Genomic DNA, 26,277 nt, shown 5'->3' with positions numbered 1-26,277 from the left:
GCGCGGGCGATGACACGAACGGCGGCGGGGCGGGTACGTACGGTTCATGACACCTGAGCGTCCTGACCCGGTGGTGCCCACGGCCACGTACCGGCTGCAGCTGCAGCCCGATTTCCCCTTCGGGGCCGCGGCGGCCGTGGTGCCGTACCTGGCCTCGCTCGGCGTCTCGCATCTGCATCTGTCCCCCGTCCTGGAGGCCGTGCCGGGCTCGGCGCACGGCTATGACGTCGTCGACCACGCGCGCGTGCGTGCGGAGCTGGGCGGCGAGGAGGGACTGCGGGCGCTGGCCCGCACGGCGCGTGAGCACGGGCTCGGCATGGTGGCGGACATCGTCCCGAACCACATGGCCATGGCCCCGCGCCACAACCGTGCCCTGTGGGAGGTGCTGCGCGAGGGCCCCAAGTCGCCGTACGCGCGCTGGTTCGACATCGACTGGGAGGCACAGGACGGCCAGGTGCTGCTCCCGGTGCTCGGCGGACCGCTGGGCGAGGTGCTCGGGGAGCTGCGCGTCGACGGTGACGTCCTGCGCTACTACGACCATGTGTTCCCGCTGCGCGAGGGCACCGAGGACCTGCCGCTGCCGCAGCTGCTGGACGCGCAGTGGTACCGCCCGGTGTGGTGGCGGCTGGCCCGGACCGAGCTCAACTACCGGCGGTTCTTCAGCATCTCGGAGCTGATCGGGGTGCGGGTGGAGGACCCCGAGGTGTTCGAGGCCACCCACGGCAAGATCCTCGAGCTGCTGCACGAGGGCGTGATCGACGGGCTGCGCGTCGACCATCCGGACGGGCTCGCCGACCCCGACGGCTACCTCAGGCGGCTGCACGAGGCGACGGGCGGCCGCTGGACGGTCGTGGAGAAGATCCTGGCCGACGGTGAGCACCTGCCGGCGTCCTGGCCCGTCGCGGGGACCACCGGCTACGACGCCCTGCGGCACGTGGACGGGCTCTTCACGGACCCGGCCGGGTTCGGGGACCTCCTGGGGCAGTACCGGCGGTTCGCGGCCCCGCAGACGGACCGGGGCGGGCAGTGGGAGGCGACGGTGCGGCGGGCGGCGTACAAGGTCCTCACGCACGAGCTGGCCACGGAGATGGACCGGCTGACCCGGGTGGCGGGCCGGCTGTGCGCGACCTCGCCGGAGCCCGCCCTGCGCGACCGCGCGCCCTGGGCGCTGCGCACGGCGCTCCAGGAGCTCCTGGTGCGCATGGACGTGTACCGGCCCTACGAGTCGGGCGACGCCGCGTCCGTGGTCACCGAGGCGGCCGCGGCCGAGGCCCGGCAGGCCTTCGCCGTGCCCGAGGAGGCGGGCGCGGTGGACGTCGTACGGGACCTGGTGCTGGGGCGGTACGGCGACGGGCCCGCGCAGGTGGAGTTCCGGACCCGGTTCGCGCAGACCTCGTCGGCGCTGCGGGCGAAGTCCGTGGAGGACACGGCGTTCTACCGGTACGTGCCGCTGCTGTCGGCGACCGAGGTGGGCGGGAATCCGGGCGCTCCCGCGCTGTCGCCGGAGGAGTTCCACGCGTACTGCGCGCGCGTGCAGCGCGACTGGCCGGTGAGCGGGACGGTCGCCTCGACCCACGACACCAAGCGCAGCGGCGATGTCCGGGCGGCGCTGAACGTGCTCACCGAGTGCCCGGACCGCTGGGCGGACGTCCTCGCCGAGGTGACGCGCACCGGCGAGGGCGTACCGGACGCGCAACTGGCGTGGGCGGCCTGGCAGACGGTGTTCGGTCTTGGCCCGGAGCCGGGGTCGCCGGAGCGGGTGCAGGGGGCGCTGCTGAAGCATGTGCGCGAGGCGGGCCTGTACACGAGCTGGACCGAGCAGGAGCCGCCGTACGAGGAGGCGGTGGCGCGGTTCGTGGCGGCCGGGCCGTGCGGGGCGCCGGCCGAGCGGGTGGCGGCCTTCCGGGAGTCCCTGGAGCCGCACATCCGGGCGAACGTGCTGGGCACGGCCCTGGTCCAGCTGACGATGCCGGGGGTCCCGGACGTCTACCAGGGCACGGAGGCCGAGTACCGGGCGCTGGTCGACCCCGACAACCGGCGGGCGGTGGGTTTCCCGCCCGAGGAGTCGGGCGGAACCTCCGGGGAGAAGGCCGCGGTGACACGGGCGGCCCTGGGGCTGCGGGGGCGGCGGCCCGACGCCTTCGGTGACACGGCGACGTACACGCCGCTGACCGCCGAGGGCCCCGCGGCGGCGTACTGCGCGGCGTTCGTCCGCTCCGGCGAGGTGCTCACGGCCGTGACGCGGCTGTCGCTGCGGCTGGCGGAGGCGGGCGGCTGGCGGGACACCCGGCTGCCGCTGCCGCCGGGGCGCTGGGCGGATGTGCTGAAGCCGGGGCGTGAGTTCACGGGGCACGCACGCGTGGAGGAGCTTTTCGCGGTGCTGCCGGTGGCTTTGCTGGAGCGGGTGGGCGGTTGAGGGCGGGATGATCACGGCGCGGCATGGCGATCGTGCGCGCCGGGCACGACAGGCGGGCGTGACGGGCACGGCGGCGCGGCACGGGCGCGTGGTCTGATACCGGGACGGCTCCTGACGCGCGCTGATGCCGCGGCGCCACACACACGTGCCTGCGCGCCCCCAGCGCCCTGCTCAGGCAACCGCCGCCGGGCCGTCCTCGGGGCAGTCCTCGTACGCGCGCAGCGGTGCGGCGGGAGCCACGCGCGGGTGGGGCCACGCCGAGCGCAACAGGTCGATGAAGGCCGCTGCCGCGCCGATCGGTGGTACGCGGGAGAAGACCGTCAGCGTGCGCTTCCAGGGCGGTTCGTGGGCCAGGACGACGCAGTCCTCACCGACCGCGTCGCGTACGAGATGGGAGGGCACGGCGCAGACACCGACCCCGGCGGCGGCCATCCGTACCGCCGTGGAGCTGTGCTCGGTGAACACGGCGGTGCGCGGCGTGAATCCGGCCCGGCCGCAGGCCCAGTCGAGGAATCGTTCGCCCTGGACGACGGGTTCCATGGCGCAGCGCACCCAGGGCCGGTCGGCGAGTTCGGGCAGCGTCACCGTCGTCCGGCCGGCGAAGCGGTCGTCGAAGGGCACGACCAGGACGATGTCCTCCTCGCCGACCGCCACGACGGTGCCGGGCCAGCCGGCGGGTGCCGGGCCGACGGCGAGGTCGGCGGTGCCCCGCTCGACCTGTTCCTCCAGAGCCTCGGAGGAGGCGTACTCGTGCAGGTGCAGCAGGACGCGCGGGTGGGCGGCGCGCCAGCGGGCGAAGACGTCCGGGAGGACGCCGACCGCCACGGAGTGGACGGCGGCGATGTGCAGTTCGCCGCCCTCGGCGCCGGCGGCGGCGCGGGCCGCGCGGCGGGCCTGGGCGGCGCTGCGCACGGCGAGCTCGGCGTGCGGCAGGAAGGCCCGGCCCATCGGCGTCAGCCGCACACCGCGCGGCAGGCGCTCCAGGAGCGCGCCGCCGACCGAGCGTTCCAGGGCCTTGATCTGGTGGGAGAGCGCGGGCTGTGAGACATGCAGGACCTCCGCCGCCCGCGTGAAGGACGCCTCTTCGACGACCGTCACGAAGTACTCCATCTGCCGCAGGCTCAAGACCCCTCCCATAAACGCCCTGCATCGACCCCACAAGAACATTGCCTTGGACTCATGACAAGGGGCGGGCGGAGGCTGAGGGCATGAACTCATCGGACGCCACCTCGCCGGACGCCACCTCGTCGGACGTCATCGTCATCGGCGGCGGCACCGGCGGTTACAGCACCGCCCTGCGTGCCGCCGCTCTCGGTCTCGACGTCGTGCTCGTCGAGCGGGACAAGGTCGGCGGGACGTGTCTGCACCGCGGCTGCATCCCGAGCAAGGCGATGCTGCACGCGGCCGAACTCGTCGACGGCATCGCGGAGGCACGCGAGCGCTGGGGGGTGAAGGCGACCCTGGACGCCGTCGACTGGCCGGCGCTGGTGGCCACGCGCGACGACATCGTGGCCCGCAACCACCGGGGTGTGGAAACCCATCTCGCGCATGCGGGCGTGCGGGTGGTGAGGGGCAACGCCCGGCTGGCGGGGCCGCGTTCGGTGCGGGTGGAGGGCGCTGCCGCGGCCCAGGGCGCGCGGGACTTCACCGCCCGCCGTGGCATCGTGCTCGCTACCGGCTCACGCCCGCGCGCGCTCCCGGGGCTCGAGCCGGACGGCCGGCGTGTGGTGACCAGCGACGACGCCCTCTTCGCACCCGGGCTCCCGGCGTCCGTGCTGGTGCTCGGGGGCGGCGCGATCGGCGTGGAGTACACCTCGTTCCACCGTTCCCTGGGCGCGGAGGTCACCCTGGTCGAGGCCGCCGAACGGATCGTCCCGCTGGAGGACGCCGATGTGAGCCGTCATCTGACCCGCGGTCTGAAGAAGCGCGGCATCGACGTCCGGGCCGGCGCCAGGCTCCTGGACGCCGAGGTCCTCGACGACGGCGTACGCGCACGGGTGCGCACCGCCCGGGGAGAGACCGTGACGGTCGGGGCGGAGCGACTGCTGGTGGCGGTCGGGCGGGCCCCGGTCACCGACGGCCTGGACGTGGCCGCCGCGGGTCTCACCACGGACGAGCGGGGTTTCGTCGTGCCGGCCGACTGGGACCGGCTGGAGACGGCCGTGCCCGGGATCCACGTCGTGGGCGACCTGCTGCCGCCGCCGTCGCCCGGACTGGCCCACGCGTCCTTCGCGGAAGGGCTGCTGGTGGCTGAGACGCTGGCCGGTGTGCCGTCCCTCCCCGTGGACTACGCGGCCGTGCCCCGGGTCACGTACTCGTCTCCGCAGACCGCGGCCGTGGGGCTGAGCGAGGCCGAGGCACGCGCGCGTGGACACGACGTGGTGGCGAACAGCATGCCGCTGACCGCCGTCGCGAAGGGCATGGTGCACGGGCAGGGCGGCATCGTGAAGGTGGTCACCGAGGCGGGCGGCGGGCGCGTGCTGGGTGCGCACCTGGTGGGCCCGCATGTGTCGGAGATGATCGCCGAGAGTCAGCTGATCGTCGGCTGGGACGCCGAACCCTCCGACGTGGCCCGGCACGTCCACCCGCACCCGACCCTGTCGGAGGCGGTCGGCGAGGTGTTCCTGACCCTGGCCGGACGCGGGCTCCACCAGCAGTGACACCGCGCCGGCGACGCCACGCCCTCAGCAGGGGCCACACACCGTTCACGGCGCCCGCCGCACTCCCGCCGTCGGTGCATCCGGGCGCCCCCTGGAGGCTCCCCGGCCGCGCTCTTGACACCGCACCATGGCCGTGGGGTACTGCGATTGCGAACTCGGGCGGATGTGACGGGGGTGAGTGTCCTGCCGGAGCTGCGCTACCCGACGGTGACCGAATTGGTCTCTGCTGCCCGGGCGTTGACCGCTCACCGCCCCGGTGTGTGCACCCTGCGGCAGGTGGGTGCCTCGCGGGCCGGCAGACCTCTGCACCTGCTGTCCGTGGGCCGCGCCCGCCGAGCCGTACTGGTGGTCGCCGGCGCCCACGCCAACGAGCCGACCGGCTCCTGCACCCTGCTCGCGCTCGCCCGGCGGGTGCTGGCCGAGCGGGAGTTGCGGGACGGCATGTCCTGGCACTTCCTGCTGTGCGCGGACCCCGACGGGGCGAGCCTGCATGTGACGCCGGCGCCGCGCAGCCTGTTCGACTACCACCTCGGCTTCTTCCGCCCCGCGGGCCCGGAGCAGCCGGAGTGGGCGCCCTCCGTGCTGCCGCCCGACCGGCTGCCGCCCGAGACCCTGGCCCTGACCGGCGTCATCGACGAGCTGCGGCCCTATCTCCAGGTGACCCTGCACGGCACGGATCTGGGCGGCAGCTGGGTGCAGCTGACGAAGGACGTGCCCGGGCTGGCCGAGCCGTTCGCCAAGTCCGCGGCGGAGCTGCACATCCCGGTGGAGACCGGCGCCTCGGACGCCGCGGGCTGGCCGGCCTCCGGGCCGGGGGTGCATGTGATGCCCGCGCCGGGGATCGGTCCGGCGTACCCGAGCCTGCCGGACGACGCTCGGCACAGCACCTGGTTCCACGCCCATCGGTACGGCGGTCTGACCGCGGTGGTCGAGGTGCCGATGTGGGCGAGCGACCTGGTGGACGACCCGGCTCCGCATCCGGCCCCGGCGGCGGCGATCGGCCGGCTCGCGCGCCGGCTGCAGCGCGACGCGCTGGAGGTGACGCGCGTGCTCGACGGCGCGCTGCCCCGGCTGGCGGACCTGGACGGGCCGTTGCTGCGGGCCGCCCAGTGGGGTCTGGAGCTGGTGCCGGGGCTGGCCGCCGACCTGGTCCACACCCCGCCGCCCGACCGCACCATGGCCTACGTCGGGAGCGTCGACGCGTTCGTGCGGCGGGTGCCGCTGCGGGCGGCGGCCATGCTGCTGCGGGTGCTGCGCGGGACCGACGAGCGGGCGGCCAAGCAGCTCGAGGAACTGGTCGCGACCTGGAGCGACGCTTTCGCGGAACGTTTCCGCGCCCGCTGGGTGCCCTTGGAGCACCAGGTCGAGCACCAGTCCCGCACGGTGGTCGCGGCGGCGCTGCACGCGCGTGAGGGGGCGTCGTAGGCCTCTGCGGCGTTCAGTCGCGCCGCATCGGCACCGCCGCCCCGGCCTCCCGAGCGCCGGTGTGCCGCGCGGCCAGCTCGGAGGCACAGAGCACCACACGTGTCTGGTACTCCGCCTGGCGTGCCACCGGGATCCAGCGCGCCCCGCAGCCGTCGCGGTAGTCGGCGCACCACTCGTCGATCAGCCGGTCCAGCTCCGGCAGGGCCCCGGCCGGGTCGCGGCCCGCCGCCCGCACGAGCTGGTGCAGCAGCCCCGCGGTGCGCAGCACCAGCCGTCGCCCCGAGATGCGCAGGGCGGCCAGGTGGGCGGTGGTCAGGGGCGGGAGGGGCTGGGCCGCGCCGTGGCCGGTCTCGGGGTCCCAGGCGTCGGCGAGGCCGGGGCAGACCAGTAAATAGTCGTCGACCGGGGCGAGCAGGCGCGCCGCTTCGGGCACGTGGGCCAGGTGCGGGCGGATCCGGGCCAGCAGGTGCCGCAGAAGCCCCGTGTCATGGCGCAGGTCGCGGCTGACGGCCCGTAGCACCGCGTCCTGATCGGCGGGCGGGGAGCCGTCCGACACGGCCGCCACGCCCCACATGGGCGCCTCGACGACCGCGGTGACGGTGCCGTGCCCGTGCGGGTGGAACCACGTCGACTCGACGGCCGCCTCCGTGATGGCCGCGGCGAGGCCGGCCCGGCGCGGCGGCGGGATCCGGTAGACGGCGGGTCCGAGGCCGGGCCAGTACAGGGCGTCGTACGCGCCGAGTTCGCGGGGAATGCCGAGCCGGGCGGCGATGTGGGCGAGGCGCGGAGCGAGGCCGGGCAGATCGCGGGTGAGCTCGACGAAGCCGCCGCCGATGTCCACCCCGTGCAGGGAGCACTGGAGGAACGGGCGCAGTTCGTCCTGGACGTCGAGCAGCGCACGGGTCTCGGGCAGGGCGGCGCCGGCCGCGCCGTCGGGCAGCCACTCGGGCTGTTCGAGGAAGCCGGGCCGGAAGAAGTTCCGGAAGTACTGGCCGAGGGTGTACGGGCCGGTGAGCCAGCCCTCGTTGCGGCGCAGCCCGTCCGGGTCGAGGCAGAGCAGCAGGTTCCAGGTGGCGTCGGCGCCCTCGGTGAGCCGCGCGTCGGCCAGGGCCCGCTCGGCCAGGCGCAGCACGGTGGCGCCGCCCACGGGTTCGTTGGCGTGCGGGCCGGCGACGACGAGGGCCTGGCGGCTGCCGTGGCCGACGGAGAGCAGCCACAGGGGGGTGCCGGCGCGCGAGGTGCCGATCCGGCGCAGCCGGGCGTCACGGGGGTGGCGGGCGACGAGGGCGGCGGCCCGGGCGCCCAGTTCGTCGACGGTCGGGTAGCGCGGAAAGGGCGGCAGGGCACACCTCCCCCATGCGGTGCCGTCGGTTCACCAGATGTAGATGGCGTACGCACAGTGAGTCACGACTTCAGGGGTACGTCAACACCACGGACGGCAACGGGATTTGAGCCACCCTGACGGAAGGGCGGCGGACAACTCCCAGGCCGGAGCCCGGGAGTGCCTCGGTTTCAGGTCAGCCGGCCGCCGGCCGGACCCCGGTCAGCCGGAACGTCATCTGCCCGAAGCCGACCTGGTCGCCCTCGCGGACGAGGGCCGCGCCGACGACCCGCCGGCCGTTCACGGTCGTGCCGTTGGTGGAGCCGAGGTCGCGCAGCACCCACATGCCGCCCTGGTGGCGGAGTTCGGCGTGCACGCGGGAGACGGTCTCGTGGTTGAGGCGCAGCCCGCTGGCGGGGTCGCGGCCTATGCGCAGCGGATGGCCGTGCTCCGGGTGGGGCAGCAGCAGCTTGGGCAGCCGCTCGGCCCGCCAGGCGCGGCGCAGCCGCACGGTGAATCCGGAGACCGCCTCGACGGTGCCGAACACCATCCGGGAGACCCGGCCCTCCGAGGGCAGGTCGGCGGTGAGCACGGCGAGCTCGTCCGGGCGGCGGGCGGTCAGCGCCAGCTCCATGCGACGGACGAACGTGTCGTGGGACAGGCGGCCCATGGCGACGCCGTCACGGAGCACCTTCAGCGCCCTGTCGCGCTCCACGTCGGAGAGCCGCGCGGGGTACGTGTTGAACTCGAAGGACGACGTCACGCTGGTGATTGTCGGGCAGCGCGGCCGGGCTGTCCAGAAAACGGGAAAACGGCCGCCACGGGCGCGTACCCGGCGACACCTGCCGCAAAAGGGAGGATGCGCCAGCGGATTGATCTCTTTTGACGCACCATGGACGGGCTACATCACGGTGAGCAGACGAAGGGGAACCGTCCGTGCAGTTCGAGGTGTGGGCACCGCAGGCCGGCCGAGTGACGCTCCAGTGCGACGGCGCGACGCAGGCGTTGGAGCGCGATCCGGAACGGCCGGGGTGGTGGCGGGGCGAGGCCGAGGCGCGCGACGGGTCCCGGTACGGCTTCGCGCTGGACGAGGGGCCCGTGCTGCCCGATCCGCGCTCACGGCGGCAGCCGGACGGCCCGGACGGGCTGAGCGCGGTCGTCGACCACGAGCGGTACGCGTGGCGCGCGCGGTGGACCGGGCGGCCGCTGCCCGGCGCGGTGCTGTACGAGCTGCACGTGGGGACGTACACGCGCGAGGGCACCCTGGACGCGGCGGCCGAGCGGCTCGGTCATCTCGCCGAACTGGGCGTCACGCATGTGCAGCTGATGCCGCTGTGCCCCTTTCCGGGCACACACGGCTGGGGGTACGAGGGCGTCTCGCTGTGGGCGGTGCACGAGCCGTACGGCGGACCCGAGGCGCTGAAACGCTTCGTCGACCGGGCCCACGAACTCGGCCTGGGCGTGGTCCTCGACGTGGTGCACAACCACTTCGGTCCGTCCGGCAACTACCTGCCGGTCTTCGGGCCGTACCTCACGGACACGCACCACACGCCCTGGGGCGCCGCGGTCAATCTGGACGCTCCCGGGTCGGACGAGGTGCGCGCGTTCCTCGTCGGCAGCGCGCTGGCGTGGCTGCGCGACTACCGGATCGACGGGCTGCGCCTGGACGCGGTGCACGCGCTGGTGGACACCCGCGCGCGGCACTTCCTGGAGGAACTGTCGGCGGCGGTGGACGCGTTGGCGGCCGAGGTGGACCGGCCGCTGTTCCTGGTCGCCGAGTCGGATCTGAACGACCCGCGGCTCATCACCTCCCGCCCGGAGAACGGCTTCGGGCTGCACGCGCAGTGGAACGACGACTTCCACCACGCCCTGCACACCACGCTGACCGGCGAGTCGCAGGGCTACTACGCCGACTTCGCGCGCGCCGGGCTCGGCGGGCTCGCCAAGACCCTCAGCGGCGGCTGGTTCCACGACGGCACGTACTCGAGCTTCCGCGAGCGGCACCACGGACGCCCCCTGGACCGCACGCGCGTGGCCGGGCACCGGCTCCTCGGCTACAGCCAGACCCACGACCAGGTCGGCAACCGCGCCCAGGGGGACCGGCTTTCGGCGCTGCTCTCCCCCGGGCTGCTGGCCTGCGCGGCGACACTGACGCTGACGGCGCCGTTCACTCCGATGCTCTTCATGGGCGAGGAGTGGGCGGCCGGCACGCCCTGGCAGTTCTTCACCGACCACACCGATCCGGAGCTCGCCGACGCCGTACGGCGGGGCAGGCGGCGGGAGTTCGCGGCGCACGGCTGGAAGGAGGAGGACGTGCCCGACCCGCAGGATCCGGCGACCCGGGACCGCTCCTGCCTCGACTGGTCCGAACCGGAACGCGAGCCGCACGCGCGCGTGCTGGCCTGGTACCGGCGGCTTCTCGCCCTGCGTCACGAGCAGCCCGATCTGACCGACCCCGACCTCGCCGACACCAAGGTGGCCTGCGACGAGCAGCGCCGCTGGATCGCCTTCCGGCGCGGGGACGTCCTCGTGGCGGTGAACCTGGCGCCGGAACCGGCGGAGCTGTCGCTCGGCGTGCCGCACGCGCGTGTGCTGGCCGCGTGGGAGCCGGTCGAGACGCCCGGGGCCGACGGGGTGGTGCGGCTGCCCGGGGAGTCGGGCGTGGTGCTGCTGCAGGAGTGAGGCGCCTGCGACGGCGCCCGGCTACAGGGCGTCGTCGTCCGTCTCGCGCAGGTCCGTCACGCGTTCCAGCAGGATCGGCTCCCAGGCGTGGCGCAGCCGCGTCCGCGCCACGGCGAGCCGGCCCGCGTCGCCGCCCGTGAGGACCTCGGCGAGGTGGACGACGGTGTCGCAGCGGGCGAGCCACAGGCCGCGCAGACAGGGCCGGGCGCCGTAGCCGGCGAGGGTGGCGGCGCGTACGGCGGCGGGTGATCCGACGGCGAGCGCGAGTCCCGCGATGTCCTCGGCCGGGTCGCCGACGACCGCGCCGGCCCAGCCGAGGACGCCGCGCACCCGGCCGTCGGCACTGACCACGAGGTGGCCGCCGGTGAGGGCGTGGTGGGTGAGGACCGCCGAGCCGGACTGGGCGGCGAGCTGGGCCGCGGCGGCCTGCGTGAGCTGGTGAAGGCGTGCGGCGTCGAACTCGTCGGCGTCGGCGCAGTGTTCGGCGGCGCGTACGGCGGCCCGGCGCAGCCCCTCCAGGGAGCGCGGCGCGGCGCGCGGCACACCGAGGGTCTCGGCCTGCCGGACCGGCACCTCGCGCAGCCCGGTGAGCAGTGCCGCGAGGTCGGCCTCGCCGACGGCGGACACGTCGTGCTCCTGCCCCGAGCCGCCTGGCACCTTGGTGTCCAGCGTGTAGGTCAGCCCGGCCGCCCACTCGCCGTGCGCCACGCTGGCCGGCACCGCGACAGGGAGGTGCGGGCGGACGAGGTCGCGCAGGCGCAGTTCGCGGCGCTGGCGCACGGTGGCCTCGCGGTCGGGGGCGAGGCGCAGCACATGGCGGCTGCCGACCCACCAGGTGGCGGGTTCGGCGCCCTGGGTGGCGGGCCGGACGTCGGGTCCGGTGCCTTCCCTTGCCTGCTTGGTCTCCTTGCCGTCCTTGAGGAGGGAACGGACCAGCCGGCGGACGGTGTCCGCGGTGGGTGTCGGTGCCTGGGTCATGGTCGCGCCGTTGCCGTTCGGGAGGCGTGGTGGGGACATGGTGGCGTCACTCCACTATGACCAGCTCGCGGGTGGTGGTGTTCAGGCGCCGCCCGCCGTCCTCGGTGACGGTCACGATGTCCTCGATGCGCACGCCGAACCGGCCCGGCAGGTAGATGCCGGGTTCCACGGAGAAGCACATGCCGGGCACGAGGGATCGCAGCTCGCCCTCGATCATGTACGGCGGTTCGTGGGTGGTGACGCCGATGCCGTGTCCGGTGCGGTGGATGAAGTACTCGCCGTAGCCGGCGTCGGCGATGACCGCACGGGCGGCCCGGTCGACGTCCTGGCAGCCGGCCCCCGGCCGCACGGCGCGGAAGCCGGCCTCCTGGGCCGCGCGCACGATGTCGTGCACGCGGCGTTCCTCGTCGGTGGGTTCGCCGACGTGGACCGTGCGGGAGGTGTCGGAGCCGTAGCCGTCGCGCAGGCCGCCGAAGTCGAGGACGACCATGTCACCGCGTTCGATGACGCGGTCGCCCGCCTCGTGGTGCGGATTGGCGCCGTTCGGGCCTGAGGCGACGATGGTGAAGTCGACCTGCTCGTGTCCGTGCCGGCGCAGCTGCCGGTCGAGGTCCGCCGCCACCTCGGATTCCCGGCGGCCGGCGAACGGGACGTTCCGGATCTCCTCGAACGTCGCGTCGGCGGCGGCTCCCGCGGCCGCCATGAGCTCCAGTTCGGCCGCGTCCTTGACGGCGCGCAGCATCGGCAGGGCCTCGGTGAGCGAGGCGTAGGAACTGGCGGGCATGGCCTGCCGCAGCGCCAGCAGGTGCAGGGCCCAGGCGTTGTCGCTGATGCCGAAGCGGCCCGAGGCGTCGAGCAGTGCGGCGGTGGCGGCGTAGGGGTCCTTGCCGTCGGTCCAGTCGCGCAGGGCCAGGGCGGGCGCGCCGGCCGCCTTGTGCGCGTCCGGGGCCTCCAGGGCGGGGACGACGAGGACGGGTTCCTGCCCGGCGGCGAGGACCAGCAGGGTGAGCCGTTCGGTGACCGCCGGGGGCGTGTAGCCGGTGAGCCAGACCAGATCCGGTCCGGGGGCCACCAGCAGGCCCGCGAGACCCGCCTCGGCGGCGTCCCGCGCGGCGCGCTCCATGCGGGCCCCGTAGTCGTCGGCGGTGAAGGACGCGGCCGTGCTTCCGGTCATCCGGGCCTCCCAGGACGGGCGAAGGGGCTACGGGCAGACATCCTGCCCGGCCGGAGGGGGCGGCGCGAGCCGTCTGCGGACATCATCCGAACATCACCGCTAACGGCAGATGATTGCCCAGGCATTAGCGCTAATGCTTATATTCACTGCATCCATTAGCCGCTCGAACGAGGGGACGTACGGCCGTGCTCGTACTCGCACACATCAGCGATCTGCATCTGGACGGGAGTGCGCGGGCGACGGAGCGCGCCGAGCGCGTCCGCGACCGGTTGCGGGAACTGCCGGGCCGGGTCGACGCCCTGCTCGTGACCGGGGACATCGCGGACCACGGCACGGAGCCCGAGTACGACGAGGCGGCCCGCCTGCTCGGGCTGCGCGACGGCGACGCCCCGTTCCCCGTGCTGACCTGCCCGGGCAACCACGACAGCCGCGTGCCCTATCGCAAGGCGCTGCTGGGCCTGCCCGGGGCCGAGGGGCCGGTCAACAGCGTGCAGGTCTTCGACGACGGCGCCGTGCTGATGTGCGACTCCAGCGTCCCGGGGAGCGACGACGGGGAGCTGGACGAGGAGACGTACGACTGGATCGAGTCGACCCTGGACGAACTCGACGGCGGTCTTCCGGCCCTGCTCGCCTTCCACCACCCGCCGGTGGCGCTGCACCACCCGCTGCCCGACTCCTGCCGGCTGCGGCACGCCGACCGGCTGGCCGCGTTGCTGGCTCGCCGGCCCGAGATCGCCGGTCTGATCACCGGCCACGCCCACACCCCCGCCGCCACCTCCTTCGCGGGGCGGCCGCTGGTCACCGGCCCCGGTGTGACCTGGACGCTGCGGCTGCCCTGGGAGGGCGATCAGGTCGCGGACCGGGACGCGCCGCCCGGACTCGCCTTCCACGTCCTGGACGACAGGGGGCGGCTCACGAGCCACTTCCGGGTGGTCACGTGACGACGGCCGGTACGACCGTCAGCTGCTCGTAGCCACCGCTGCGGTGCCGCACCGTCAGCCGGACCTCGGAACCGGGCCGGGCACGGGCGACGGCTCGGGCCAGGTCGGCGGCCGTGTCGACACGGGTCGTCCCGAAGACGAGGAGCAGGTCGCCACGCTCCAGGCCCGCCGCGTGTCCCGGGCCCGGGACATGGATCCCGACGACCAGGGCCCCCGGCTTCCCGGCGTCCATGACCTGCACACCGAGGGTCACGGCGGCGGGCACGGACGCGGCGGCGGACGGCGAGGGGCCGGGGGGCGACGGCTTGCGCCACCCTCGCGGGTCCAGGACTCCGCCCGTCTCGGCCATCGTGACGCCCACCGCCCCGAGGCCGATCCCGGAGAGGACGAGGACCGCGCCCAGGAAGGCGGCGAACAGCGCGTTGACGAGCCGCCTGCCGCGCCGCCGGGCGGTGCGCGGGCGCGGCCGGGCCGGACCGGCCTCGGTGGCAGGCACCGCCGCGTCGGGCTCCTGACCGGGCATCGGCTTGGGTCGCAGCGCGGTCTGTTCCATGGCTCGCCTCCGGATGGTGCCGATCGCCTCCGGCGGACGCGGAACGATCACGGCTGGTGCTCTACCCGGCACCTCGGCACGCGACGAGCCACGAACGAGTGAGACTGACCGGCGCCGGAAGGGGCCATGGAGTCCTGCCAGGGAGGCCGGAACCGGGACACGGCTCGCACCGCGCCCGACCTGTCGGGCGCGGTGCGAGCCGGGGATCGGATCAGCCCGTGTGGCCCTCCCCGTGGCCGCCGTGGGCGCCGCCGTGGTCGAACTTCAGCACCTCGGCGGGCATCACGACGAAGGGCCGCATCATGCCCATGTCCTCGTGCTCCAGCAGATGGCAGTGATACATGAACCGCCCGTGCGCGCCGTCGAACTTCCCCATGACACGCAGCATCTGGTTGCCGGGCACCCGGAAGACGTCCTTCCAGCCCCGCTCGTTGGGCGCGAGCGGGATGCTTGTGCCCGCGTCGTACCGGATGGGTGTGCGCGTGCCGCCCACCTCCGGGTCGAAGCCCGAGACGTCGTAGGCGTCGCGGCCGAGGAGCTGGAAGTCGGCCAGGTGGATGTGCATGGGATGGACGATGGGCGCGAGGTTGAGGAAGCTCCACTGCTCGTGGCTGCCCTCGGCGATGGTGTAGCCGAGGGCGTCGTTGAACGTCCGTGCCGTGCGCCGGTAGGTCCTGGTCTTGTCGTCCGGACCGGTGATCTGGATGACGCCGTCCGTGGGGACCTGGATGTCGCCCGGGTGCTTGACCTCCGCCATCTCCCACATCTCGGGGTGGCCGCCGGCCCCCTTCGTGGCGGGCGGGGTGAGGACGACCAGGCGATGGCCGTGCCCGACGTCATGGCTGAGACGACGGAAGGAGCCGGAGAGCACCGTGGGCAGTTCGAAGGTGTCCGGCTCGCAAATCTCCCCGACCCTGAACTCCATGACGGCCGGATACGGCACGTCACCCGCCGGGTCCGGCACGCCGGGCGGCTGGTTGCGGCCCTTGTTGACGAGGCGCAGCGTCCGTCCCTCCAGGCCCCGGAAGTCGGCCAGCAGGTCGAACCGCTCGGCGGGGGCCGCCGTCAGCGTCGGCAGGGACTCGTCGAAGCCGACCGGGACGGGGCGCGGCAGCAGCCCGCCGTCGCTGCCGATCTGGTGGAGCACGCCCGGGACCGGGTTGTTCTCCTCGTCGACGAGGACGAGGTCGTAGATGCGCGCGTTCGAGGCGTTGACCAGCCGGAACCGGTACCAGCCCGCGTCGACTCCGGCGTACGGCCAGATCCGGCCGTTGACCGTGGTGTACGGGCCGGTGAACGGGATGGAGACCGGCTTGCCCGTCTCCGGGTTCTTGTCCTGGACCATGACCGTCTTGTGCAGCAGCCGGCCGTTGAGGCGGCCGTCCTCGTCCGTGTCGAGGTTACGGTCGGCGAGCAGCAGCGGGATCTCCCGCTCACCGCACGGGAGTTGGAGGGCGTCCTCCTCGTCGTCCCGCACGAGGTAGGTGCCGTACAGACCCGTCATCACGTTCCACCGGGTGATGTTCATGGCATGGTCGTGGTACCACCACTGCACCGCCTGGTGGTCGTTCGGGTACTCGGAGAGCTGGGCGTCGCCTTGGGCGACCGCGTTGTCGGCCCAGCCGTCGTTGCCGCCGCCCGTCTGGGCGCCGTGCAGATGGGTCACGGACCAGGCGGGCAGGGCCGCGACGTCCTTGTTCGGCTCGGCTCCGTCGCGTCCGGGTTCGGTGCTCGACTGCGGGCGGCCGTCCCGGCGCAGCTTCACCTCGACGGAGGTCACCGGGTACTCGCTGTCCCGGGGAATGCGGTTGGTCCAGGCGATGCGCACGCGCTGCCCGCGCCGGACCTCGATGGTCGGGCCCGGCACCCGGCCGTCGTAGCCCCACATCAGGGTCGGCGGGAGCTGCGGGTGCAGGCGCACCCAGGTCGGGCGCAGGGCGATCTCCGTCTCGCGCAGTACGTCGCCGGAGGCGGGACGCAGGACGGGCGGGACGGGCAGCGGCGCGACGTACGGCGTCAGTTCGGCCGGTGCGGGCGCCTGTGCCTGTGCCTGCTCGTCCGTCTGCCCGGCGGTGTCGGTCGGCTTTTCGATGATGTCGGTCAAGGTGGAAACCCCCGTGTGATGCGTTGTCCGTTCACCTCACGCAGGAAGACCCCCGGCGCGCCGCCGGGGGTTCCGTGATGCCCCGTTCCGAGTCGATCTGGCCGGAAAACGCCGCCTCAGCCGCCGAGAGCGGGCACGGGCACGGCGGGGGCCCGGTCCGGGAGGAACCCGTGGGCGCGCCGGGCCAGCCAGGGCGCCTTGTAGCGGTCCACCTCGCGGTGCCAGTGCAGGATGCCCGCCAGCCAGTTCCGCAGATCCGTCACGTACTCCCCCATGATGGCGCGGGCCTCGTCGGAGAGCTGGAAGTCGTCGTACAGGACGGGCAGTTCGTGCGCCACCACGTGCTCGAACTGCCGCATGCGCTGGCTCATCAGGTCGTGCACGATGCCGAGCGCGGCCGGGTAGTCGCAGCCGAAGAAGGACTGCACGACGAGGATCGCGTTGTGGATCTCGCCCTCGTACTCGATCTCCTTCTGGTACGAGAACACGTCGTTGGTCAGGCACGCGAAGTCGATCGCGGCGTTCTCCAGGGAGCGGACCGGGCCGCTGCGGTAGACCTCGGGCGGGACGGCCGGGCCGTGCCCCATCCGGCACAGGCTGAGGGTGAGGTCGGAGCCGAAGGTCGCGCGGCGCATCTCCAGGTAGTCGACCGGGTCGGGGACGCGGTTCTGCAGCTGGTTGGACAGTTCCCAGACCCAGCTCTCGGTCATGACGTTCACCGAGTCCTTCAGGGTGCGCCGTGCCTCGGGCGTCATGTCCGCGGTGGTGCGCAGCCACAGGTCGACGAGGCCCCGCTCCATGGCGTCGACCGGGACCGGCGGTGTCTCGCCGTCGACCGGCATGCAGTCGGACAGCCGGGCCGTGGTCAGCCGGGCGGCGGCCAGGTCACGCCGGTGGCCGTAGACCAGCGGGTAGTAGTCGTCGCCGTAGGTGCCCCAGGCGAGCCACTGCGCGCTGAGGTCGAGGGCCTCCGGTGTGGCGTCGGGGTCGAGGCCCGCCGAGCAGAGTGCGAGGTCGTAGGCCCTGAGCTTGTCCTCGTCCCAGACGCCCTCGGCGAGGATGCCCATCCGGTCCGCCCAGTGGCGCAGATTCCGGCGGGCGTCGTCGAGGTGCGGGCTGAGTGCCAGCGGGAACGGCATGCGGATGTCGGGGATCCGGGACGGCCCGACCTTCTGGTACGGCACATGCGTGTAGGAGCGCAGCCGCTCGACGCCGGCCGAGGCGAGCAGGGCGCGGACATCGGCGGCGGAGGTGCCCATGCCGCTGCAGCCCGGCCAGGGCTTGCTGCCGCGCGCGTTCTCGTTCATGTAGCGGCTGGAGCGCAGATGCCACTCGTGGCCGCCGGACTGCCAGTCCTGCAGTCCCTTCGTGTACGCCGCGACGGCCGCCATCTCGTCCGGAGTGAGGCCCTTGTCCAGGGCCACCGCGGGCACTTCGGTGAACGCCGTGTGCTCGAACTGGTGGAGGCGGGAGGTGAGGACGTCGTTGACGGTGTCGGCGGCCTCCTGGGTGGTGCAGCCGAAGAAGGTCTCCAGGACGAGCACGCCGTTGCTGAGCTCGCCCTCGTCCTCGACCTCCCGCTGGTAGGAGAACAGGTCGTTGCGCAGATGCACGGCGTCGGAGAACGTCTCCATCAGCACCCTCAGCGGCCGCGACCCGGCCACGGCGGCGGGCACCTCGGCGGTCGCGTACTCCACGAGCCCCGCCGACCAGGGGGCGCCGCCCACCTTGCGGCGCATCTCGATGTACTCGACGGGATTGGAGATCCGCCCCTCGTTGATGTTGGACAGCTCCCACATGGACTCGTTCAGCAGGTGCTCGGTGGCCACGGCGAAGCGGCGCCGCCATTCCTCCGACATCCTCGGAACGGTGCGCGCCCACAGATCGGCGAGGCCCGCCTCGACGGGGTTCTCCGGTTCCGGTACGGGAGTCGAGAGGTCCAGCGGCATGAACAGGGGCAGCCGGTCCAGGTGGGCCTTGCCGGCGAGGCGGTCCTGGCTGCGCTTGTACATCTCCAGGAAGTGGTCGTCGAAGAAGAAGACCCACACGTACCAGTCGGTGATGAGGGAGAGGGCCGGGCCGTCGCAGTCGGGGTGCGTGTAGGCGCAGAGCAGGCCGTAGTCGTGGGCGTCGAGGTCGGCCTGCTCCCAGACGCCGGATCCCTCCAGCATGCCCATCTCGCGCGCCCATTCCGTCGAGTGGGCGCGGGCCTCTTCGAGGTGAGGGTTCAGCCGCGCGGGGTGCGGCATGTAGAAGTGCGGGAGTTCGAACGGCTGCGTCATGGCCGGGCCCTACCCGGTGCCCCGCGGCGGCATCCGCGGGGCGGCACATGATCACACCATCGCGTGAATCGACAGTGAACCCAGGCGTTTTGGAGGTGGCCTGACCTAGCCGGGGACCCTCACCTGGATCAGCGCGTGAGTGCCGCTGGTGCGCCAGCGCTGGTCCTCCGCCGCGACCAGTTCTGCCTCCGTACGGCGGTCGAGGCCGGTGATCACGTCGGACTTGAGGGTGCGCAGGGCGGCGACCGGGCCGGGGAAGTACGCGGTGACGTCGGTGAAGGGGGTAGTCGGGGACCAGAGCCGGTCGCCCACCAGGCGGCGGTAGTTGAGGTCGCCCTTGAAGATCGTGAGCGTGGCCGAGGCGAACTCGGCGCGCAGGTCGGCGGGCATCTGCTCGTACGGCAGCGGGGCGCTGGAGAAGGGGTGGGCGCGCAGGACGAGGCGACCGTCGGCCAGGGCCGACCACAGGTGCCGTCCGAAGTCGGCGGCCGCTCCCCCGGCTCCGGTCAGCCGGCGCAGTGCGTCGACGACGTCGGCGGTGGTGGCGTCGGAGACGTAGTAGGGGTACGGCTTGATGTGCAGGACCGCCCGTCCGATCCGGCCGTGGGCGAGGAGGTGGGCGATGAGGAGCAGGTCGGGCACGAGTTCGCGGCCCGCGTTGTCGGCGACCAGGCACAAGGTGCCGGTGCCGGTGCCGGTTCCAGCGCCCGTGCCGGTGCCGGTGCCGCCGAGCACGGACCACAGCCTGTCGCTGTCGTCGGCCACCAGACCGGGCGCGGCGTCCGCGTCCCGCGCTCCCTCGGCGGAGAGGCGGAAGCCCAGGTCGGCCCGGTTGCCCCAGAGGGAGCCGTGCAGCAGGGCCTGTGCCTGTTCGCCGGCGGGCCGGTCCGCGAGGTCGTCGAGTGCGGCCAGTTCCTCGTCGGTCTCGGTGGAGTCGAGTTCGGCCAGTTTGAAGGGGCGGAAGGGGTCGATGCCCTGCCAGGGGCCCGGCCCGAACCAGCCCACGGCCTGGAGGAGTCGGCGGTAGAACCAGCTCTCGGACCACAGCCACGGCACGTCGAACCAGGAGCGGCCGGTGTATTCGCGCAGCCCCCAGGTTTCCCAGAGGCCTCGGTCGTGCGCGTCGGCAGGGAGCGGTTCGATCCCGCCCTTGGTGCAGTTCTCCAGCAGGTCGTCGAGCGCGCTGTGCTGCCCGGGTTCGTAAGGGAAGGCCTCGCGGACCTGACGGATGATCGCGGGGTGCCGCTCGGCCAGCACGCTGTGGGGGAACGAGCCCGGCTGGTTGCCGAGGAGCACGGGCGGGGTGGGGGTGTCGGGCATGCGCCTCACCGTAGCGCGCGGCCCCTATGCCCGGGTCGGGCCGGTCAGACCGGCGCGATCTCCCGTTCCAGGCGGGCCGCCAGACTCAGATAGCGGGCGCGGCGGGTCACCGGGACCAGGCTGCGGATGAGTATGTTCCACATCTCGGCCGTCCTGCGAGGCTGCCGCGCGACGGGCTCGCGGGAGCGGCCCACGACCCGGGTGCCGACGAAGAAGCACACCAGGGAGTGGGCCACGACATCGACGTCGATGTCCGGGTGGACGTCGGATTCCTTGACCGCCCCGACGAGCCGGCTGGTGACGATGTCCAGCCACTCCGTGAAGGGGTGACTCAGCGGCGGCCGCGGCTGGATCCCGCCGGTGGCGAGCCGCAGGCCGGCCCGCAGGACCGGGTCCTCGACGGACATGCGGGTGATGCCGAACGTGAGGCGCATCAGCGCCTCCAGCGAGGTGTGGCCGCGGTTGTCGGTCTCCGTCGCCAGGCGGTTGGCGGTGTGCGACTGGATCTCGAGGATCGCGTGGGCGAGATCCTCCTTCGCCGCGAAGTGGAAATACAGGGCACCCTTGGTGACCTGAGCGTGCTCCACGATGTCGCTGAGACTGGTCGATTCGTAGCCGCGACGGTCGAACAGGTCAGCGGCGGCCGTGATGATCGTCGAGCGGGTCTGCTCGGCTCGCAACTGCCTCGCCATCGGCTGAACTCTCCCGGGACGGAAATGAACGGGTCATGCCGTTTGTTTTTACCCCCCGTACACGATAACTCACCCTCAGACGGCGCTCATCACACCAGTGTGCCGGAGTGCGGGTGCACATCCGGCAAAACAATCGCGACCGGTGAAAGAAAACAGCGCGTTCGGTATCTAACTGTGGGGGTTGTGCGGGCAGACGTAAAGGCGGGCCGGCCGGTGCCCCATCCGCACCGGTCGACCCGCCCGCTGGTGAACGCGAATCAGAAGGTCAGCTTCCAGCTGTTCAGCGTGCCCGTGTCCTGCGCCGCGGTGTCCTGGACGCGCAGCTTCCAGGTGCCGTTGGCGGTCTCGCTCGACGCGTTCACCGTGTAGGTGGTGTTCACGTTGTCGGCGGAGTCCGACGCGGCGGACTTCAGGCGGTACGTCGAACCGTCCGGCGCGACGAGGTCGATGACGAGGTCGCCGCGGTAGGTGTGGGTGATGTCGACGCCGACCTGGAGGGCCGAGGGGGCGTTGCCGCTGCGGCCGGTGACGCTGATCGGCGACTCGATCGCCGCGCCGTTGTCCGGGACGGCGACGGCGGTGGTGCTGGAGAAGGTCGTACCGGTGGACGTACCGCCCTTGACGGCCTGGACCGTCTTGGCGGCGTCCGCGAGGCCGGCGCCGCAGCCGCCGGAGCAGGTGCCGGGCAGGGCACGGGCGTTGGCCTTGATGGCCGACTCGATCTGCGCCGGGGTGAGGGCGGAGTTCGCCGACTTCAGCAGCGCGGCGAGGCCCGCGACGTGCGGGGTGGCCATGCTGGTGCCCTGGTAGTAGGCGTAGTTCTCGCTCGACGGCGTCTTGGTGCCGGAGTTCAGCGTGGACAGGATGCCGTTGGCGGTGGAGGTACGGGTCTCGCCGCCGGGGGCGGAGATGTCGACGAGCGAGCCGTAGTTGGAGTACGAGGCACGGCTGCCCGCGCGGTTGGTCGCGGCGACGGAGATGACGTTGTTGCAGTTCGCCGGGGAGGAGTTGGAGACGTTCTGGTTCTCGTTGCCGGCCGCGACGACGACCGAGGTACCCCGGTTCACGGCGCCGGTGATGGCGCTCTGGGTGGCGGTGGAGCAGGCGCCGCCCCCGCCGAGGCTCATGTTGATGACCTTGGCGACGTTGGTGTTGGCGGGAACGCCGGAGACCGTGCCGCCGGAGGCCCAGGTGATCGCGTCGATGATGTCGGAGTCGTAGCCGCCGCACTTGCCGAGGACGCGGACCGGGGAGATCTTCGCGCCGTAGGCGATGCCGGCGACGCCCTTGCCGTTGTTGGTGGCGGCGGCGATGGTGCCGGCGACGTGGGTGCCGTGCCAGGAGGAGCTGGAGGCCGGGATGCCCTGACCGCACTCGTCGGCGTTGTACCAGTCGCCCGGGTCGGCCGGGTTGCTGTCACGGCCGTTGCCGTCGACGGAGACGGCGGTGTCGGAGATGAAGTCATAGCCGCCGACGATGTTCGCGGCCAGGTCGGAGTGGGTGACATAGCCGGTGTCGATGACGGCGACGGTGACTCCGCTGCCGGTGGTGGTGTCCCAGGCGGCCGGGACGTTCATGCCCGCGGTGGACTCGAACAGGTCCCACTGCTTGCCGTAGTCGGTGTCGTTCGGGGTGACGGCCGTCGGCTTGTTCAGACGGTCCGGAACGACGTAGGCGACCTGCGGGTCGGCCTCGTACTGGGCGACGACGTCGGAGACGGACGCCCGGGTGGTGTCGGTGCCCAGCTCGACGAGGGCGGCGCCCGTGCCGAGGCGGCGCTGGAAGTCGACTTCCTCGCCCGTCTTCTCGGCCTTGGCCTCGGCGTCGGCCGCCGCGGCCTTGTTCGACTTGGCCTCGGAGGCACCGGACTTGTACCCGACGATGAGTCGCTCGGCCGGGGCGCCGGGGGCGGCCTCGGTCTGCGCGGTGGGGACCGCGGCGGGGCGGGGTGCGGACTCCTGGGCGACGGCGACCGAGGCGGGGGCGGCGGTCAGCAGCGCGGCGGAGACGACGGCGACGGATATCAGCTTCCGTCTGAGCTCTGGGGAGGTACGCACGGTCGTTGCCTTTCGTGGCCTGACTCCGGGCTGGGCGGAGCGGCGGTGGAGTCGCTTCGTCGTCGAAGCGGAGGGGGGTGGTTCGAAAAGCGACGCGATGGCCGGCCAGGCGCAGAGAAGGCGAGCGGACCCGTTCGGGGTTGCCTGTGGGTCGGCTGTGGTCGAACGATAGGCAAAGGGAAGGTCATCGGGATACGGGGGAAACCCTCGATCCGGCCGGAAACCCACCCTCTATGGCGGGCAGTTGGGCGCGAATGGCCCCTTTTCGAACGCACCGTGCGCGGTGAACGCGCCGGGCCGGTTTCCCGTACTGCACTACCGACGTTGCCGCCCCGGCCGAGGAGACGCAGAGGGATGCCTCGTACGACCGCACACCGCACCGCACTCGCGGCCGCCCTCGTGACCCCGCTGCTGCTGCCGCTGTGGGCCGCCGGACCGGCCGGGGCACACGGTGCGCCGACGGACCCGGTGAGCCGGGTGGTGGCCTGCTCCCCCGAGGGCGGCGATCGCGCCGGCTCGGCGGCGTGCCGCGCGGCCGTCGCCGCGAACGGCGCGCCCTTCACAGCCTGGGACAACCTGCGGCTGGCGAACGTGAACGGCCGGGACCGGCAGGTCGTCCCCGACGGGAAGCTGTGCAGCGGAGGACTGCCCGAGTACCGGGGCCTCGACCTCGCCCGCGCCGACTGGCCGTCGACCCGGGTGAAACCCGGCGCGGCGCTGACCATGCGGTACGTCTCGACGATCCCGCACACGGGCACGTTCCGGATGTACCTGACGAAGCCGGGCTACGAGCCGGCCGGGCCGCTGTCCTGGTCCGACCTGCCCGAGAAGCCGTTCGCGGAGGCGACGGACCCGGCCCTGACGGACGGTGCCTACCGCCTGGAGGCGACCCTGCCGTCCGACCGGACGGGGCGGCACGTGCTGTACACGGTGTGGCAGAACAGCAGTACGCCGGACACCTATTACTCGTGCTCGGACGTGGTGTTCCCGGAGAAGAAGAAGAAGAAGGAGGAGGAGGAGCGCAAGGAAGAGGTACGGGATGCGAGCACCGCCGCCCCGCAGCCGCAGGCCGAGCACACCCCGGTGGCCGCCACCTCCGGCCCCGGCTCGGGCCCGTCCACGCCCATGCTGGCGGGCGGCGCCGCGGCGGTGCTGTTGCTCACCGGCGGCGCCGCCCTGGCCGTACGACTACGGCGACGCTGAACTACCGCTGTCCAGCGCTCAGTTGACGTTGATCGCCGCGCCGCCCTTCGTCACCGGGGCGTACTTGGCGGTGAAGAAGGCGTTGCTGAAGCAGAGCGACGAACCGGAGACCTTCGTGAACTGCTGGTTGGTGAAGGAGATGCTGTGGTCGGCGTTGCTCGCCGTGCCGGTCAGGCTCGGCGCCTGGTAGACGCAGGTGATGCTGCCCAGCAGGGTGCGCAGCTTGACCGTGGACTGGATGGCGGAGCTCGCGCCCGGGGTCACGGAGACGGTGCCGTCGGAGGACACGCTGGTGGTGTAGGGCAGGTTGTCGACGGTGATGCCGCTGACGCCGAGCGAACCGACGACGTTGGTGGTACAGCCGCTGGTGTCGAAGGTGTGCGAGGCGAGGGACTCGGTGGCGGTGCCCGGGGCGGCCGGGTTGGCGGTGACCTTGGCGGAGAACGCCGACGAGGTGCACGAGATGCCGCTGGTGCCGGTCGCGCTGGAGTAGAAGGTGGCGGCGGTACCGCTCGCCAGTGACGCGTCGAGGACGTCGCCGACCGCGACGGCCGCGCCGTCGGTCGTGGTCAGGACCGGGGTGTCGGCGGCCGAGGCGGGGGTGGCGAGGCCCAGGGCGGCGACGGCGGCGGTGAGGGCGAGCAGGGTGCGTGTACGCATGCGGGTGTACCTCTTTCGGAAGCGAGGGTGAGGGGGGACGCGCGTCGGCGTCCGCCGTCGCCGGTCCGTCACGCCTTCTCCGTACGTGACGGACCGGCAACGGCGGTCCGGTCACCGGCCGGAGGCACGCACGGGAACGCGGCTCCGGCCGGGCCGGGCGGGGGGTGGCTGGTGGCGCGGCTCCAGAGGAAGCTGCCGTGCCGTGGAGGATCGGACTCGGGCGATGGAAAGCCCGTGCGGACGCACCGGGCGGTGAGATGCCCGTCCGGGACGGGCGGTCCGAGGGCTCGCGGACGGTGCCGCGCGGCGGATCCGGCGCCACGGATCCGTTGAGACGAGGAGAGTTGTAGACCTGGCGGTCAGTCAACGTCAAGACTTATCAAGGGAGTTGTGCACGCCTTGAGAGTTTCCGAACGACGGTGACTCACATGCGGCGCACATTCAACACTCTTTGTTCACACTTCCCTTGACCGCTCATGTAACCCCCGGTAACTTCCGAGTCGGCTACTGCGGCGTAACGAGAAAGCCCTTGCAACCGCCGGGAGTTGCGGGGAGACGTACGTACGCGGTCGGTGTCCGCGCCAGGGCAACGTGCCACCGAAGTCCGATCCGCACCGACACGCACCTGGAGCAGACATGACCTCCTCCGCCGAGCACACCCCCGAAAGACCGGACGGCGCCGCCGCCGCGGACGCCGGTGACGTTCCCGCGCGCCGCGGGCGGGTCCGGGCACGCCGGGCCGCGGTGATGGCGGTGCCGGCCACCCTGGTCGCCGCGGGCCTCGCGGTCCTCACCGCCGAGGGGGCGCTGGGCGTGCAGTTCGCCATCTCCGGTATGCCCTTCACGGTCACCGCGACCGAGCTGAAGGGCAACGGCTTCGCACAGTTCGGCGGTCTGGACGAGATGGCCGAGGGCAGCCCCAACGCGGGTGAGACCGGTGGCCAGGTCCTGGTCGTCACCTCCGTGATCAAGGACGCGACGCTCACCAAGCTGTGCCAGAGCGTGGACCTGGGCGGCACGAACCTGATCATCAGGGCGGGTGAGGGTACGAAGAAGGTCCGGGCCACCGACCTGACCACCGACTCCACCCAGCTCTCGGGCGACGCGGCCTTCACCAACATCGAGATCGGCAACGACGCCAGCAAGCTCAACAAGGCCGGGGATCTGGGCCGCGGACCGATCGGCGTGTTCAGCCAGCAGTCCGACACCGTGCACATCGCCAACCTGCGGCAGACCAACTACGCCACGACGGCCGGTGTGTTCAAGCTGCCCGGGCTGAAGCTGGGCTTCAGCGAATCGGGCTGCTGATGCCCGGCGAACCACGCGGGAAGTCCCGGTCCGCCTTCCGCCGGTGGCGGGCCGGCCGCCCCTTCTGGGGCGGGCTGCTGCTCACCCTGGGCGGTGCCGAGGTCCTGCTCACCCTGAAGGCGTCGCTGGACGTCATCCTGCACGTCGGCATGCAGGGTCTGGCCGGCTATCTGTTTCCGGCCGTGATGCTGCTGTGCGGCGTACTGATCCTCTTCAATCCCTCCCAGCGCCTGTTCTACTCGGTCATCGGGGTGCTGGTCTCCCTGGCGACCTGGATGACCTCGAACCTGGGCGGCTTCTTCGTGGGCATGCTCCTGGGCATCGTCGGCAGCTGCCTCACCTTCGGGTGGCTCCCGGACCAGGAGCCGCGTGTCAGCCGGCGGCAGCGCAGGAAGGCCGCCGAGGCCGCGCGGGCGGTGGCGGGGCCCCTGGAGCGGGAGGCCGGCCAGACCGTCTGAATCAGGCCCGGTGATCCTGTTCAGGCCACTGATCCGGCATCCC

General features: G+C 72.7%; 20 protein-coding genes. 8 read left to right on the top strand and 12 right to left on the bottom strand.

Annotation, left to right across the window (positions count from 1 at the left end):
- The first annotated feature begins 46 nt into the window (after nt 1-46).
- Nucleotides 47-2,416, top strand: a complete 2,370-nt coding sequence (gene treY, locus ACFT32_RS31865; protein WP_382496203.1) for a malto-oligosyltrehalose synthase — start codon at nt 47-49, stop codon at nt 2,414-2,416.
- Nucleotides 2,417-2,587: 171 nt separating this feature from the next.
- Here treY and ACFT32_RS31860 read toward each other — a convergent pair whose 3' ends face one another.
- The gene (locus tag ACFT32_RS31860; protein ID WP_382496201.1) at nt 2,588-3,541 is read right to left on the bottom strand and encodes a LysR family transcriptional regulator; all 954 of its coding nucleotides are present in this window, start codon (nt 3,539-3,541) and stop codon (nt 2,588-2,590) included.
- Between the two features lie 83 nt (nt 3,542-3,624).
- Between ACFT32_RS31860 and lpdA the strand changes: the two genes are divergently transcribed.
- Both lpdA and ACFT32_RS31850 read left to right on the top strand, forming a co-directional pair.
- Complete coding sequence (gene lpdA / locus ACFT32_RS31855; protein ID WP_382496199.1) at nt 3,625-5,076, top strand: dihydrolipoyl dehydrogenase; 1,452 nt, start codon at nt 3,625-3,627, stop codon at nt 5,074-5,076.
- Between the two features lie 174 nt (nt 5,077-5,250).
- Nucleotides 5,251-6,501, top strand: coding sequence for a M14 family zinc carboxypeptidase (locus ACFT32_RS31850; protein ID WP_382496197.1), 1,251 nt, complete (start codon nt 5,251-5,253; stop codon nt 6,499-6,501).
- Between the two features lie 13 nt (nt 6,502-6,514).
- Here the strand turns inward: ACFT32_RS31850 and ACFT32_RS31845 are convergent, their stop codons facing one another.
- Together ACFT32_RS31845 and ACFT32_RS31840 are read right to left on the bottom strand one after the other, a co-directional pair.
- The gene (locus ACFT32_RS31845; RefSeq protein WP_382496686.1) at nt 6,515-7,843 is read right to left on the bottom strand and encodes a M14 family zinc carboxypeptidase; all 1,329 of its coding nucleotides are present in this window, start codon (nt 7,841-7,843) and stop codon (nt 6,515-6,517) included.
- 175 nt (nt 7,844-8,018) lie between these two features.
- Nucleotides 8,019-8,585: an FHA domain-containing protein gene (locus ACFT32_RS31840; RefSeq protein WP_382496196.1), complete on the bottom strand. Its 567-nt coding sequence runs from the start codon at nt 8,583-8,585 to the stop codon at nt 8,019-8,021.
- A 173-nt stretch (nt 8,586-8,758) separates the two neighbouring features.
- Here ACFT32_RS31840 and treZ point away from each other — a divergent pair, with 173 nt between their 5' ends.
- A complete protein-coding gene (gene treZ, locus ACFT32_RS31835) occupies nt 8,759-10,504 on the top strand; it encodes a malto-oligosyltrehalose trehalohydrolase (protein ID WP_382496194.1) in 1,746 nt (581 codons plus the stop codon).
- A gap of 21 nt (nt 10,505-10,525) precedes the next feature.
- Here the strand turns inward: treZ and ACFT32_RS31830 are convergent, their stop codons facing one another.
- Both ACFT32_RS31830 and ACFT32_RS31825 read right to left on the bottom strand, forming a co-directional pair.
- Nucleotides 10,526-11,482 (bottom strand): aminoglycoside phosphotransferase family protein, encoded by a 957-nt coding sequence (locus tag ACFT32_RS31830; RefSeq protein ID WP_382496684.1) that lies wholly within the window; start codon nt 11,480-11,482, stop codon nt 10,526-10,528.
- A 46-nt stretch (nt 11,483-11,528) separates the two neighbouring features.
- Nucleotides 11,529-12,656, bottom strand: a complete 1,128-nt coding sequence (locus ACFT32_RS31825; protein WP_382496192.1) for an aminopeptidase P family protein — start codon at nt 12,654-12,656, stop codon at nt 11,529-11,531.
- 185 nt (nt 12,657-12,841) lie between these two features.
- Here ACFT32_RS31825 and ACFT32_RS31820 point away from each other — a divergent pair, with 185 nt between their 5' ends.
- Complete coding sequence (locus ACFT32_RS31820; RefSeq protein WP_382496190.1) at nt 12,842-13,597, top strand: phosphodiesterase; 756 nt, start codon at nt 12,842-12,844, stop codon at nt 13,595-13,597.
- Here the strand turns inward: ACFT32_RS31820 and ACFT32_RS31815 are convergent.
- The 6 genes from ACFT32_RS31815 to ACFT32_RS31790 all read right to left on the bottom strand — a co-directional run bounded on the left by ACFT32_RS31815 (nt 13,590) and on the right by ACFT32_RS31790 (nt 22,605).
- On the bottom strand, nt 13,590-14,150 hold the full coding sequence (locus ACFT32_RS31815) for a PDZ domain-containing protein (RefSeq protein WP_382496189.1): 561 nt from the start codon (nt 14,148-14,150) through the stop codon (nt 13,590-13,592). The genes ACFT32_RS31820 and ACFT32_RS31815 overlap by 8 nt on opposite strands.
- Before the next feature lie 211 nt (nt 14,151-14,361).
- Nucleotides 14,362-16,254 (bottom strand): O-aminophenol oxidase PhsA, encoded by a 1,893-nt coding sequence (gene phsA, locus ACFT32_RS31810; protein WP_382496187.1) that lies wholly within the window; start codon nt 16,252-16,254, stop codon nt 14,362-14,364.
- A gap of 116 nt (nt 16,255-16,370) precedes the next feature.
- Nucleotides 16,371-18,536: a germacradienol/geosmin synthase Cyc2 gene (gene cyc2 / locus ACFT32_RS31805; protein ID WP_382496185.1), complete on the bottom strand. Its 2,166-nt coding sequence runs from the start codon at nt 18,534-18,536 to the stop codon at nt 16,371-16,373.
- Nucleotides 18,537-18,641: 105 nt separating this feature from the next.
- A complete protein-coding gene (locus tag ACFT32_RS31800; RefSeq protein WP_382496183.1) occupies nt 18,642-19,856 on the bottom strand; it encodes a damage-control phosphatase ARMT1 family protein in 1,215 nt (404 codons plus the stop codon).
- A gap of 44 nt (nt 19,857-19,900) precedes the next feature.
- The gene (locus tag ACFT32_RS31795; protein WP_382496181.1) at nt 19,901-20,548 is read right to left on the bottom strand and encodes a ScbR family autoregulator-binding transcription factor; all 648 of its coding nucleotides are present in this window, start codon (nt 20,546-20,548) and stop codon (nt 19,901-19,903) included.
- Between the two features lie 257 nt (nt 20,549-20,805).
- A complete protein-coding gene (locus ACFT32_RS31790) occupies nt 20,806-22,605 on the bottom strand; it encodes a S8 family serine peptidase (RefSeq protein WP_382496179.1) in 1,800 nt (599 codons plus the stop codon).
- A 354-nt stretch (nt 22,606-22,959) separates the two neighbouring features.
- Between ACFT32_RS31790 and ACFT32_RS31785 the strand changes: the two genes are divergently transcribed.
- Nucleotides 22,960-23,808, top strand: coding sequence for a lytic polysaccharide monooxygenase (locus ACFT32_RS31785; protein WP_382496178.1), 849 nt, complete (start codon nt 22,960-22,962; stop codon nt 23,806-23,808).
- An 18-nt stretch (nt 23,809-23,826) separates the two neighbouring features.
- Here ACFT32_RS31785 and ACFT32_RS31780 read toward each other — a convergent pair whose 3' ends face one another.
- On the bottom strand, nt 23,827-24,468 hold the full coding sequence (locus ACFT32_RS31780) for a Tat pathway signal sequence domain protein (RefSeq protein WP_382496176.1): 642 nt from the start codon (nt 24,466-24,468) through the stop codon (nt 23,827-23,829).
- A 636-nt stretch (nt 24,469-25,104) separates the two neighbouring features.
- Here ACFT32_RS31780 and ACFT32_RS31775 point away from each other — a divergent pair.
- A complete protein-coding gene (locus tag ACFT32_RS31775; protein WP_382496174.1) occupies nt 25,105-25,776 on the top strand; it encodes a DUF6230 family protein in 672 nt (223 codons plus the stop codon).
- The gene (locus tag ACFT32_RS31770; protein ID WP_382496172.1) at nt 25,776-26,234 is read left to right on the top strand and encodes a DUF6114 domain-containing protein; all 459 of its coding nucleotides are present in this window, start codon (nt 25,776-25,778) and stop codon (nt 26,232-26,234) included. Before ACFT32_RS31775 ends, ACFT32_RS31770 begins: the two co-directional genes overlap by 1 nt.
- The last annotated feature ends 43 nt before the right edge of the window (nt 26,235-26,277 follow it).

The sequence above is a fragment of the Streptomyces sp. NPDC057002 genome, from assembly GCF_042673825.1.
Taxonomy (GTDB): domain Bacteria; phylum Actinomycetota; class Actinomycetes; order Streptomycetales; family Streptomycetaceae; genus Streptomyces.
Note: the sequence above shows the minus strand (reverse complement) of the source record. Positions and strands in the feature narration are given on the sequence as shown.